General features: G+C 42.1%; 9 protein-coding genes. 5 read left to right on the top strand and 4 right to left on the bottom strand.

The window, feature by feature from the left end; all coding sequences use genetic code 11:
- The first annotated feature begins 50 nt into the window (after positions 1 to 50).
- From AUR67_RS05190 to AUR67_RS21535, 3 genes are all read left to right on the top strand, one after another.
- A complete protein-coding gene (locus AUR67_RS05190) occupies positions 51 to 944 on the top strand; it encodes an endonuclease/exonuclease/phosphatase family protein (RefSeq protein WP_058584416.1) in 894 nt (297 codons plus the stop codon).
- Positions 945 to 960: 16 nt separating this feature from the next.
- Positions 961 to 3,126, top strand: coding sequence for a M3 family metallopeptidase (locus AUR67_RS05185; RefSeq protein WP_082665573.1), 2,166 nt, complete (start codon positions 961 to 963; stop codon positions 3,124 to 3,126).
- 260 nt (positions 3,127 to 3,386) lie between these two features.
- Positions 3,387 to 3,620, top strand: a complete 234-nt coding sequence (locus AUR67_RS21535; protein ID WP_152996495.1) for a pentapeptide repeat-containing protein — start codon at positions 3,387 to 3,389, stop codon at positions 3,618 to 3,620.
- A 57-nt stretch (positions 3,621 to 3,677) separates the two neighbouring features.
- Here the strand turns inward: AUR67_RS21535 and AUR67_RS05180 are convergent, their stop codons facing one another.
- Entirely contained in the window at positions 3,678 to 7,691 is a 4,014-nt protein-coding gene (locus AUR67_RS05180) for a rhombosortase-dependent M36 family metallopeptidase (protein ID WP_058584414.1), read from the bottom strand.
- A 127-nt stretch (positions 7,692 to 7,818) separates the two neighbouring features.
- Between AUR67_RS05180 and AUR67_RS05175 the strand changes: the two genes are divergently transcribed.
- Positions 7,819 to 8,313, top strand: coding sequence for a hypothetical protein (locus AUR67_RS05175; RefSeq protein WP_058584413.1), 495 nt, complete (start codon positions 7,819 to 7,821; stop codon positions 8,311 to 8,313).
- Positions 8,314 to 8,503: 190 nt separating this feature from the next.
- On the opposite strand, the gene AUR67_RS05170 is transcribed toward AUR67_RS05175, so the two are convergent.
- Both AUR67_RS05170 and AUR67_RS05165 read right to left on the bottom strand, forming a co-directional pair.
- The gene (locus AUR67_RS05170; protein WP_058584412.1) at positions 8,504 to 9,205 is read right to left on the bottom strand and encodes a M15 family metallopeptidase; all 702 of its coding nucleotides are present in this window, start codon (positions 9,203 to 9,205) and stop codon (positions 8,504 to 8,506) included.
- Between the two features lie 52 nt (positions 9,206 to 9,257).
- A complete protein-coding gene (locus tag AUR67_RS05165) occupies positions 9,258 to 10,883 on the bottom strand; it encodes a sensor domain-containing diguanylate cyclase (protein ID WP_235591789.1) in 1,626 nt (541 codons plus the stop codon).
- Between the two features lie 362 nt (positions 10,884 to 11,245).
- Between AUR67_RS05165 and AUR67_RS05160 the strand changes: the two genes are divergently transcribed.
- Positions 11,246 to 12,433, top strand: coding sequence for an acyltransferase family protein (locus tag AUR67_RS05160; RefSeq protein WP_058584410.1), 1,188 nt, complete (start codon positions 11,246 to 11,248; stop codon positions 12,431 to 12,433).
- 58 nt (positions 12,434 to 12,491) lie between these two features.
- Here AUR67_RS05160 and AUR67_RS05155 read toward each other — a convergent pair.
- The coding region (locus tag AUR67_RS05155) for a (Fe-S)-binding protein (RefSeq protein ID WP_152996488.1) at positions 12,492 to 13,895 on the bottom strand (1,404 nt) is incomplete at its 5' end.

Genomic DNA, 13,895 nt, shown 5'->3' with positions numbered 1-13,895 from the left:
ATTGTTACAATATAACATACCATATCATTATTCTTAGATAATAGTCGTAGATGAAAATAATTAAACATCCGCATTTGACTAGTTTGGCATTGCTACTATTCGCAGCTTTGAACAGTAATTTGGCAAATGCCAAAAGCTTACGCGTAGCCAGCTGGAACACCGAACACTTAGCAGCTCACAATGGTGCAGGCTGTAAAGCCAGAGACACTGAAAGTTATACTCAGATGCGTCAATACGCTCAATCACTTGATGCAGATATCATTGCATTACAAGAAGTTGGTTCTTTAGCTGCTGTGGAACGGGTATTTCCAGCCTCGCAATGGCAAATAATAATGTCATCTCGCACAGACTCGCCGAGCTATACATGTCGAGAAAACAAATTAGCGTCAACCCAGCAAAAAGTTGCATTTGTCGTTAAAAAATCCATCTTGATAAAGGGAGTAAATCACCTAACTGAATTTGCTGATGCGAAAGTGGGTGCTAGAGAAGCGATTCATCTACAAATTGATCATGAGGGTAAAAATATAAATTTACTCAATGTTCATTTGAAAAGTGGTTGCTTTGTTGAAAATTATAAAACTTCAACAAAATCAAGTTGTGTGGTGTTTAAGCAGCAAGCTGAATATTTACAAACTTATTTATATAAGCAAAATTTGGCAAAAGACTATTGGCTTGTACTAGGTGATTTTAATCATCATTTAGCAAAAGAAGAAAATCGCTTTAGACAGGATCTTTTGAGCTTATCAACATCACAGCAAAACCTTAATATTGCAACGGACAACCTTCAAAGTTGTCACCCTAAGTACCCTGACCCAATTGATCATATGGTGCTTTCTAAACCATTAGAACAAGCACTAACTCCCTCTTCAGTACATTTTCACCATTACGATTCACCTTTAATGCTAAGTGATCACTGCGCATTAACTGGACAATTTAACCTATAAAGACAAGAGAAAAATAATGAAACATATACTCGCGACAGCAATAAGCTCTGCGCTATTACTCACAGCCTGTTCAGAGCCAAAAACAACAACATCAACGCCTAAATCAGAGCAATCAGCACCTGTTGCTGCAAAAGAGCAAGCTAACCCACTGTTTGTGAAAAGCGTATTACAATACGAAACGCCTGATTTCAGTGTGATTAAAGATGAACATTTCATGCCTGCATTTAATAAAGGCATGACTGAGCAAATGACTGAAGTGCAAGCTATCATCAACAACCCAGCAAAGCCTGATTTTGCTAATACGATTGTTGCGCTTGAAAAAAGTGGTGAGCTATTAACACGCACACGCAGCATTTTTTATAACCTAGCAGGTACTGATTCAAATCCGGCTCGTCGTGAATTACAAAAAGAATTAGCGCCAAAGTTAGCTGCTCATAACGACAATATTTTCTTAAATAAAGCACTCTTTGAAAAAGTAGCTGCTATTCACAGCGAAGCTGACAGCCTTACCTTAACGGCTGAAGAAAAGCGTTTATTAGACGTTTATTACAAACGTTTTGTACGTGCAGGTGCAAAATTAAGTGCAGAGCAAAAACAACAAATTCGTGATATCAATACGAAGCACTCGAGCTTAACAACTCAGTTTTCACAAAACTTATTAGCGCTGACTAAAACAAATGTTGTTTTAGTGAACGACAAATCTGAGCTTGAAGGCGTACCAGCCGGTAAAATTGAGCAGCTTGCCAATGCCGCAGCAGAGGCAGGTCACCCTGGTAAATACCTAATTAAGATCACAAACACCACGCGTCAGCCTATTTTGGCAACACTGAAAAACCGTGATTTACGTGAAAAAGTATGGCGTGCATCGGCTGAGCGTGCATTATCGGGCGAAAATAGTAACCGTGATATTGTGGCAGAACTTGCTCAGTTACGTGCTCAAAAAGCGAAACTATTAGGTTACGACAGCTGGGCTGATTTTGGTTTAGAGTCGCAAATGGCGAAAAAACCACAAGCTGTATTTGATATGTTTGCAAGCATGATCCCTGCATTAATGCAGAACGTCAACGCTGAAGCGGCGGCTATTCAAGCTAAGATTGATGAGTCAGGTGAACAATTTAAATTACAGCCATGGGATTGGTTATTCTACGCAGAGCAAGTGCGTAAAGATAAATACAACCTTGACGAAAATGCAGTGAAAGAATATTTCGAGTTCAACCGCGTTTTAGAAGACGGCGTATTCTTCACCATGAACCGTTTATACGGCATCACCTTTAAACCACGTAACGATATTCCGGTTTACCACCCTGATGTAAAAGCCTATGAGTTATTTGATGAAAATGGTAAGAGCTTAGCCATTTTCTTTGCTGACTACTTTGCTCGTGAAGGTAAGCGTGGCGGTGCATGGATGAGCTCATTCGTTAAACAATCTGGCCTTAAAGAACAAAAGCCGGTTGTCGTAAACGTTATGAACATTCAAAAAGGCGCGAATGGCGAACCTACGCTTATCAGTTATGATGAAGCAACAACGATTTTCCACGAGCTGGGTCATGGCTTACACGGCATGTTCTCAAACGTGAAGTACCCTACTCTATCTGGCACCTCAGTATCACGTGACTTCGTTGAGTTTCCATCAACATTCGAAGAAGATTGGGCCATGTACCCTGAAGTTATCGCTAACTATGCAAAACACCATAAAACTGGCGAGCCAATTCCTGATGAGCTACTGAAAAAAGTAATTCAATCACGTAGCTTCAACCAAGGTTTTGATACCCTAGAGTACGTTGCTGCTGCACTACTTGATATGGAATGGCATTCACTTTCTGCTGACGCACCATTACAAGACATTGAGAAGTTTGAGCAACAAGCGCTTGCTAAACATGGTGTTGATGTAGCATTTGTACCACCTCGTTATAAGTCAGCCTTCTTCTCACACTCAATGGGCGGCGGTTACTCAGCGGGTTACTACGCTTACATGTGGAGTGAAATTTTAGCGGCAGACGCCTTTGCTTTTGTTCAAGAGCAAGGTGGTTTAACTCGCCAAATGGGTGATAAATACCGCAAAGAAATTTTAGAAGTCGGTAACTCGCGTGACCTAATGGAATCGTACAAAGCATTCCGTGGTCAAGAGCCAGACACCTCAGCGCTATTAAAACGCCGCGGCCTAAAAGCAACGGTTCAATAGCTTATCTTGAGCTTTAAGTTCTAAGCTGTAAGTAAGAAATGTGGGGTTGTCGAGTGTTTATAACCCCACAGCATTCAACCTACGTGAAGGAGCGGTCAGCCTTCAGCTATCAGCGGTCAGACGCGCGAAACAAGTTTCACGCCTACAAAAAGGTGCTAGGTTCTGGGCGCTAGGTGCTAGGTTCTGGGCGCTAGGTGCTAGGTTCTAGGCTCTAGGTGCTAGGTTCTAGGCTCTAGGCGCTAGGACGCGATGTAAAATCGCTGCTACCTCGCATCTCGTATCTCGCATCTCGAAACTTTCCCCTCGCTAACTTTACTCTCGCTAACTTTACTCTCGCTAACTTTACTCTCGCTAACTTTACTCTCGCTAACTTTACTCTCGCTAACTTTACTCTCGCTAACTTTCCCCTCGCTAACTTTCCCCTCGCTAACTTTCCCCTCGCTAACTTTCCCCTCGCTAACTTTACTCTCGCTAACTTTCCCTCACTAACTTAAAACCAAAAAAGCCCTTACAGCGAGCTGTAAGGGCTTTGTTATCACTATTTAAAAGTCTTATTTACGTTTACGGCGACGGCCGATAAGCGCTAGTGGTGCAAGTAGCAGTGTTAAGAAACCAAAGCTACCGTTGCTAGATTTAGTTACTTTCTTCTCTTCTACTGGCTCAGCTTCGTTAGTTACGGCAACAGTGAACTGCTCTGATACAGAGTCTGTACCATCGCTTACTGTTACTTCAAATACTAACTCGTCATCGCTTGAGATAGCACCTGGCGTGAAGCCTAGAGTTGCAGTATCAGCACCAGTAAGTGTTGCTGTTGTGCCGCTTAGTTGCGTCCAGGTGTAGCTTAGCGTGTCATCACTGTTACGGTCTGACGCTGTTGCCGTTAATGTGCCTGAAGCAGACTCAGAAACAGACTCATCACCCGATACAGAAAGTAATGGTAGTGCGTTATCACATGCTAATGCATCACCAGCAATCACGTTTGAGAAGATTGGTGACGTTACATTGCTAACAGTTACGTTATCAATCCACCAGCCGAACTCACGTACTGCGCTGTCTGATGACATACGGAAACGTAATTTTGCACGGTTACCGTTTAGTTCAGTACCGAAACGAATTGTTTCGTAGTTACCATAAACACCGCTACCATCAACATTGTTACCTGTGAAGGTATCGCGATCTTGTAGTGCTTGCGCATCGTTTTCGATTAGCGGGCCATCGTAACCAACATCAAATGTACCGCCCATTTCAGTAACATCTACCCAGTTACCACCGTTTACGCTGATCTCTACAACACCACCATCCCATTCGTTTTCGATTAGGTAGAAGTGCCAGAATGAAACTTCAAAATCACCAGCAAAACCGATATCAAACTCTCTTGATTCAACCGCAACATCTGACTGGAAGTCATTGTTGTTTAGGTACATGGTTTGCTCGCCAAGACCGAAGCCAAAGCTGTTGAAGAAGTTAACATTACCGCCAGTTGCCATGCTTTGTGTGCCAACAGCTAAGTCATCACCTGTCATTACGTTTTCTTTCCAGTCACGTAATGAAGCGCCTGCTACTTCCATATCGTCAGCAGTTTGTGAGCTAACTGGTGCTTTATCTTCAAAGTCCATGTTCACAAGGTAAGATACTGTATCGCTTGCTGCTTCAACAATCTCGTCATCTGCAGAAAGCTCTGGGAATGACACTTCGATTTCAAGTGTATCAGCAGTGCCTGCATCATTTAGTGTAAACGTGATAGGTGCGCTTGTTTGTGAAGCGTAAGGAGTTGTATCGTCAAAAGTGATTAAACCATCATTTTCGAACGTTACATCGTGACCACTAACAACCGTTAACTGTGCTTGAGTACCCGTTAGTACTTCACTACCTGTGTTCATGATGCTAACTGTTAACGTGCCTGTTTCACCTTTGTCTAGCACGTTATCGTTTGAACAATAACCTAGCTCTGCACCGTTGTAGTTTGGATCCATTGCCACATCTTTGAATGTGAAGCTAGCAAGTTTCATTTTGTCTGATTCAACAACACCTGTTAAATCTTCGCTGAAACGCTCTGGTGCTTTAGCACCTAAGCCCATACCACGCTTAGCAAATGCACCTAAGATTAGTTTGTAATCTTCTGGGTCAACTGCGTACGCTGCAGCTAAGATAGCATCACGTGCTTCTGTGTATAGCGGAGCAACTGGAGTTAGCTTGTAACCAGCAACTAAGTAGTTAGCCATACGGTTTTGAGCTTCTTCAAAGCCGTGCTCGTTGATAAGTGCTACATAGCTTTCCCAAAGCATAGTTGCCCAAATTTCACCTGCTGCGTGTGGTGAACCAACATTAGTTGGAGCAATACCTACATCAGCACCTTCATTTTCAGTAATGTGGCGGAAAGACAGCGGGTTTACTTCCATATTTGTTGAATATGGAACACGACGAATACCATAGTAGAAATCTTCTACGAATGTACCGCTACCGTAGGCTTTTTGGAACTTGTCGTTACCAGGAATGTTAATGTCATCAGCTTTAGCAATGAACATTAGTGAGTGGAAATCACCCCAACCTTCGCCCATCGCACGGCCTTGGAAGTTGATAAGACCTGATGAGTTACCCACTAAACGGTTACTGATATAGTGACCCCATTCGTGAGCAATAATACCGTTATCTAGCGTACCGTCTTTTAACGTTGCTTTGTTGAACATATTAACAGTAACAGTGTCGCCTGCAGCGATACCATCGTAAAGTGCGTGACCGTCAGCATAGTTCAGACCCATGTTAGGAATGATAACTGCATCGTCTTCACCGCCCATTGGCGCTGGCTCATCTGTATCTGGGTTGTTGTTTACAACGATAGCACCAATTGCACCCGCTTCTTGAGCGTGTAGTACTTTTGCTGTGAAGTTACAAGAACCACGATCGACTAGCGCAATTTTGCCAGCTAGTTCTGCTGCATTTGTTGCAGGTTCACAGCCGTCTGTTACGCTACCAGAATCTACGTCATTGCCGTCAACTAAACGAACAACTTCGCCTGCGATATCAGCAAATTGCATTTGACCAAAGCCAGATACTTTAGAAGACTCAAGTAGACCAATTGTTTCATCTGATGTTACAACCACACCGAAATCTACACCCACTTTCGCATCTTTCGAGTTGTATAAGTACATTTGCATGCGTGGGCTTGCACCATCAGCAGGTGTTGCCATATTCGCGTTATTTAAACCGCTATTATCTTGCGCTTGTGCTTCGATTGGGTCGCCTTCTACACCACCACGGCCGTAGTTTGATACTTGTGCAACATTTGATGTTTCGTCAAAACCATGGTCATAGAAGAAATCGTGTAAGAAGTTGTTCATGTAGAACAAGTTAACGATCGCCGCTTTACGGTTGTCGTAGCTGTTTGCTACTTGATCAACTTGGTAAGGGTAATCGAATGTGTAATCTGATGTAGTTTCAGCAGTGAAGTCACCTTCTGTGTAACCTTGAGGTGCAATTACATCAGCATAAGCAAATACGTTGTTACCTGATGTTGTTGTAGCGTCATCAGCAAGCCACGGATCCATCGTGCTTAATTTTTTGTAGTAAGACAGGCTTACAAGTGGTGCATCTAGGATTTCAGTTTCATCAATTTGATCTGGACCATCAGCTGGGATCACGTCACCGTGTGGGCCTTCCCACGGGTAACCATCTTCGTCAGCCCATACACGGTAGTTAAAGTCTGCCGCGTGTGCTTTTAAATCTTTCTTGAAATAAACTTTGCTGTTTTGCGCGCCAATAACGTAGCTGAAGTAATCGCTTTCTAGGCTGTTTTTATCAGCAACTTCTACTTCAACATAGTATGCAGATTGCAGCTCACCCGCCACTTCAAAGAATACTTTCTTAGCACGTGGCTGACCTAAAACAACTTTGTCACCACTTTGGTTAGACACAGTGTACTTAACATAGTCACCTTGCTCAGTTGATTTAGTTAAAGACACATTGATATCAGCAAGTTCTTTAATCGCACGTTTAATGCTTTGCTCAGCACCAACAAACTCAGCAAGTGGCGCGAACGACTGCGTTGCATTTGAACTTGTGTTAGCGAAATAACCAGAACCTGCAACTAGGTTATATTCTTTATCCATGATCAGGTTGTATTCACGGTTGAATACTTCAATATCATGAACTTTTTGCTTGTATTTAGCTGTGATTGAGCCAAGCTTTTGCTCAGATAAATCTGCTAATACTGCGCTTGATACACCTTTTTTAGCTGTGCTAACACCTGTTAAGGCATTTAAATAAAAATCTGCAGCGTAAGCATTACGTTGCTCAGGAAGCACCATTGCCATATCAGGCTTAGCTTGACCTACTGCATTCCATAGGAAAGTAGCTTTACCTAATTGCGCATCGAAAATAGATTTGTGACCCGATACTGTGCGACGCTCAGCTAATGCACGTTGCTGAGATACTTGAGGATTAAATTGTACTTGAGAGCTAACGCTTGAAGCATTATAAAAGCGAGTTTGTTCACTTGCCTGTACTTGAGATGATGCCAAGATAGCCGTTACCATGGTAGCAACTGCTGTTACTTTAAATTGAGACATTCCTTACGTTCCCTATTGTTATATTTTTATTTTCGGTTAACAATCATAACCGCGGCCAATGTACCCAATATGGCAATTAAAAAACAGAATTAATTGTAAACAAAAGTAACAAACAAGCAGGAACATAATGAACCAAACAATTAAGATACAAGCACTTACACTAGCATTAGTACTAGTATCAGGCTGTCAAAAAAATGAAATAAGCGAGCAAAACACAACACAGCAGCCAACAACCAGTTCACAAAAAGAACAAACTTCAGTTAAAGATGTTAAAAAAGCAGTCGAAATCAACAAGCAAAAATCGACGAACGCTTTTAGTAATAATGGCGAAAAAATTACCTTTGATGCGCCTACTTTAACCAAAGGCACAGAAGTCTTTAATCACGCAATGCAAGAGCGCGGCATCGCAACGGGTGCAATTTACTTAACGCTAAAAGAAAACAGCTTACCAGTAGAACTTAGCAGCCAATATACGCTGAAAAAAATGACCAACAAAAGCTATCGCTACCTTGCAGAAAAAGACACTGATTTACTGCAAGTACAAAACGTTTTTAAACAGAATGCCAATGTCGATGTTGTTGAAATTAAAGTTGATTATTCACCGATAAAAGAGGTGATGTAGGTTGGGTAGAGGGCAGCGAAACCCAACGTGAAGAAGCTGTCAGCCTGTAGCAGCGGGTTTATCCCGCGTCATCAGGTTCTGGGGGCTAGGCTCTAGGTTCTAGGACGCGATGTAAAGTCGCTGCTACCTCGCATCTCGTACCTCGAAACTCGCTAACTTTACTCTTTCCCCTCGTAACTCGCTAACTAATCTACTCCACCACAAAATCAAAATAGGTGGCTGGATATGCTTGCGGTTGGTAGGTAAAATGCCACCATTCCATTGAATAAGGCGCGAAACCGGCCTCAATCATCAGGCTTTTAAGCTTGTATCGATTGGCTTTTTGCTCCGCACTAATGCGCGGGTCGTCGGTGTTAGAAAGAGTGTCGAACATATCAAACGGTGAGCCCATATCGAGCTCTTTGCCTTTTGCATCAACTAACGTTAAATCAATCGTTGAACCACGGCTGTGACCCGATTTAGCGGCAATGTAATCACCAAGCAGCTGGTCTTTGCCTAAGTTTGGATAAAACTCAGCTTTAGTGCGGGTATCTTCTAAATCGTTAACCCAACGCACAAAGTGATCAACGGCGCGCTGCGGGCGATAACAATCAAATATTTTTAAGCTCAGACCTTGGGTTTGCGCTGCTATTTGAACATTTTTAAGAGCCTTAGCAGCAGTGCTATGCAATAAACATTTAGGTGCGTTGTAACCATCAACTGGTTTGCCAACAAAGTTATGATGACCAAAATAACGGATATCTAACACGGCATTAGGTAGCAAAGCACCTACATCTACAAATTCGCTACGTTTATCATCGCTAGGGTTTCCACAAGCAGCACTTGAACTCATAAGCGCAATACCTAACAGAGAAGTAGATTTAGTTAAACGAGCCAACAAAGTGAATGCCATTTTGATTTTCCATAAATAACTTAATAGCATCCACTATTGCACATTAAATAACTTATTCCAAGATTGAAGGCTCAGAAACTGGAGCAAGATCTTGGCTATATGTGGCATCGACAACTGAGCGGTTACGACCGGTTTTTTTAGCTTGGTATAAAGCTTGGTCAGCAAGCTTAAATACTTCATCAATGCTTAATTGCTCAATTGGCCAACCTGAAATACCAATCGATACATTAATACAGCCAACCGGGTCAATGTAGCTTTCTGACACCCGCATACGCAAACGCTCAGCCAGTTGATACGCACGTTTTGCCTCAACTCTAGGCATGATCACAATGAATTCTTCACCACCGGTACGAGCAACCACATCACTATCACGAGTAACATCTAACAAAATTTTAGCTAACGACTGAAGTACTACATCACCAATGTCATGACCGAATTCATCGTTCACCCGTTTAAAATGGTCGATGTCGATAGCCAATACAGCAAAAGGACAACGCTGGGCTATCAAATGGCTAACTTGCATATCGAGGCTACGGCGATTATGCAGGCAAGTGAGGGGATCAGTTTGCGCTTCTTGGCGCAATAGCCCTATTTTACTTTGTAATAGCCCGACCCCTTTCAACATGGCTTTTCTGAGTTCATTACTTTCAAAGTACCATGAGCGAATTTGTGCCAGCTCAAGTGACGTTGAAGGGCGATCTAATGTATTTGCAGTTTCGGCTAACTGCCTTAAAGGCTGAGCAATTAAACGTGCTAACACCCAAATAAATATAAATGTGAGTACACCTATTGGTGCGGTTTTTACAAACACTTGCCACATTAAATTATCAAGCGGTGCAAGCGTGCTTTCAAGTGGGCGTTGAGTGACGACCCCCCAAGAAGCGACCGTCATAGGTGCGTAGCCTGCAAGCATACCAATGCCTTTGCTGTTTGTAACAAGCTGTGTGCCGGCGTTTCCTTTTAGTACTTCTTCAATTACTTGGTTATCAAATACTTGCTCACCAATACGGCTTTTGTCTGGGTGATACAGTAAGCGATGATTTTCATCAACCACATACAAATAAGAGCCGTCTTGATAGTAATGAACTTGCAGCAGTTCATTCAGGATACTAGTGCGTTTTAAGTATAAGGTGCCGCCTACATAACCAATAAAATTACTTTGTTTGTCGAATAAAGGCTGCGATATAAAGATCAGTAAATTGCCCGCCATCGAAATATACGGCTCGCTGATCATTGGGGTGCGATACGATAAAGCGGCTTTAGTGCCAAAGCTATCTACTTTACGGTTTTGTAGCTTCAATGACTTTGGAGAAACGCCTAGAATATCGCCCTGCGCATTAACAATAATGGTCGAATTAAAACTATTAGTTTGTAGCCTTAGTCGGTCTGCCTCAGCATTAATTAAGCCTTGATTATTAAAATCGTCTTCAAGAATTTTTCCAACATAAGCAAGCTGTTGCTGAGCATTAAGTAAAAAGTTATCGGTCGCTGACACCAACTTAGCGGCGTATGCTTTATGATTATTAAGAGTTTTATCTATTAGTTGTTGCTTTTGAACTTGGTAGCTCGAGTAATAACTATTTAGAAAGGTTATAAGCGTTGCTGAAAACGCTAACACTAAAATTAAGCGGCGTAGATTTAAACCACGACTAAGACTATTAAGCACGATACTTCTCACACATGGGGCCCAAAGTCCATATCGGGAACATCTAATACCTTTATACTAGCAAGATGTTCTGTGTACCTCTATAAAACTTTTGTCATAATTTGATTTAGCGCAAACAAATGAGTGCAATTACTCTAATTAATTAAAGTAACTCTGTTTAATAACTTCAGCTACCAAGCGCTCGTTGAATATGAACGGCATTAAAGCCACCTACCAAAAACCTTCGCGGTTTAACATATTGAATTTAATGAACTATAAACTTTATAGAGTTAGAGGAATGGCTAATATATACGATTTATATTGTTTAAAAAGCAGCTTGCTTTGGTGTAATAATTTATTACAATGTAAAAACAAAATGACAATAAAGTTTTCCTATGCGTCAACACTGTGCTGAGATCATCAATAAACTCCCTTCACATCGCCTCATGGCGTTAGATGTCATGCGGGGCTTGACTATTACTGCCATGATATTAGTGAATAACCCGGGTAGTTGGGGAGCGATGTATTGGCCCTTGAAACATGCACAGTGGCATGGTTGGACGCCCACCGACTTAATTTTTCCGTTTTTTATTTTTATCGTCGGCATGTCTATCACGCTATCAGTAAATAGCTTGCGTGCTAAAAGGGTCAGTGATCAGCAAATACTAAAAGCGGGGGTTATTCGCACCATTAAACTCATTGCCCTCGGTTGGTTTTTAGCCTTGTTTTATTACAACTTTCGAGACCCTTCTTTTAGCTGGCTTGATGACAAGTTATTGCAGTTGCGTGTGTTGGGCGTGCTGCAACGTATCGGTTTGGTGTATTTAGTTGCTCTGTGTTGTTATCTCTATTTATCGCCTAAGAAAATAGCCATTACTTGCATCGCTCTTTTATTATTTTATGGCGCCGCCATGCTTTATATCCCTTATACCTTGCCAAACGGCGAGGTAGTCAGTAGCTTATGGTTACATGGCAATAACTTAAGTGCCTTTATAGATAATGCCGTACTTGGTAGTCATCACCTGTATTATGCCAATGCTAAGCCACTGCCATTTGACCCTGAAGGGCTATTCTCAACTCTTCCTGCCATTGCAAGTGCGCTTAGCGGCATGTTGGCTGCGGTTTATTTAACTAAGCAACCCAACCTTAAAAAACAAGCACGTACACTGATCTTACTGGGCACATTTGCCGTTATTGCCGGCTATGCGATTGCATCAATAACGCCTATCAATAAAGCCTTATGGACGCCGAGCTATGTGCTACTCAGCTCAGGGCTTGCAGCGATTTTCTATGCTCTGTGCAGTGCTATTTTAGATATTTATAAGCTGCGCAGCTGGAGCGCTCCGTTTATTGTATTTGGTGCGAATGCGATATTATTTTTTATGTTTGCAGGCGTGTTTGCACGGCTACTAATTATGATCCCGCTTGGCGATAGCAGTTTAAAAGGCAGTATTTATGGCCTAATACAATTAGTGATCAGCAATGATTACCTCGCTTCTTTTAGCTTTTCACTGCTGTTTTTAGTGGTGTCTTATGGTGTGATGTACAGCTGCTACCGCAAAGGCATTTTTTGGAAAGTGTAGGCTTTAATATAGATGAGCCAGTCAGTAACTGGCTTATCTAATTAGCAATTAAGCCCTGTTATATTGCATGGCTTTGTTTATCGAGCAGATACAAAATTGATTGATAACTAATGCCACTGTGTTCGGTTAAACCAATTTCGCAACTGCGGCTATTAGACACGCCGCGATTACAGTTTTTTGGTACTTGTTGTTTAAGGGTTTTTAACGCGTTGCTATTGAGTTCTGGTAAGTTAAAGCCCTTATCACCGGCAAAACCACAGCACTCAATATCAGCAGGAATAATCACCTCATTACTACATGCCTTGGCAAGTGATACTAGGCTTTGCTCTTTACCTAATCGCTTAGAACTACAGGTAACATGGAGCATCACCGGCTCATTCACAGGCGTTACCTGCAAATTAGGCAGTAAATGCTGGGCTGCAAAATCAGCACTTTCAAAAATTTTGAGTGCCGTATTTTGCGCGGCATTTAGAGTAGTAAGTGCACAAGGGCTGGCATCAAAAACAATGGGGTATTGGCCATTTTTTGAAAGCGCCTCGAGTTCAGTAAGTAACTGCTCACTTTTGTTTTTAGACTCAATATTAAAGCCTTTACTAGCAAATGGCATACCGCAGCAAAGTGAATCTGCTTGTGTCGGAAGTATCACTTCATAGCCTGCTTTGGCAGCGAGAGAATAGATAACATCAAGCAGTGGGCGCTTATCATCAGCAAGTTTATCGGCCGCAAAAATTCGGCTTGCGCAGCTTGGCATATACACCAATTTTTTCGCTTGTTGGGGTTGTTGAAGCTTTCTATTAATTGGCTGCTCAGCCCTTGGCCACGCCGAGTAATACAGTGGTGTACCAAGCAACTTATTAGCAGGTTTACTCAGGCTTCTTAGGTTACTGCTGCCGATTGCTTTTTCAAGCACCTGCATCACGCTTAAACCAAACCGTGCCCCCGTAGCAACAACCGCAAAATGCTTGCCTGCAAAGCGTGATAATGATCGCGCAACCTTGCTAGAAGAAGCTTGCTCAGCTCTGAGTGATTTTATAAATTCGCCTGTGTTTATTCCCACTGGGCATTTAAGACCACAAAGACCCGTTGCCGCGCACGAATCAATACCAAGGTATTTAAAGTCGGCCTCGATAACACTGAGCTTTTGATTTAACTTCTGTTTGCTTGCTACATCTTCGGTTGTAAGTAATTGATTGTGCAGCTCTGTGCGGTGTCGCCATAAAGTAATACGCTGCCTCGGTGTTAAGCTAAGCCCTTTTGACGGGCAAACAACTTCGCAAAAGCCACATTCAATACAAGTATCGATAATATCATCACTTTTTGGCATGACTTTTAAATGCTGAGTGTGAGCATTTTTGTCGTGATTAATAATAACTCCAGGGTTAAGAATATTTTGTTTATCGAATAAAGCTTTAAGCGCAACCATCACCGCAAAGCCATCGTCTCCCCATTCGGTAGCAACAAA

Source organism: Pseudoalteromonas sp. XI10 (assembly GCF_001469895.1).
Lineage (GTDB): Bacteria > Pseudomonadota > Gammaproteobacteria > Enterobacterales > Alteromonadaceae > Pseudoalteromonas.
This window is presented reverse-complemented; position numbering and strand designations above follow the sequence as displayed.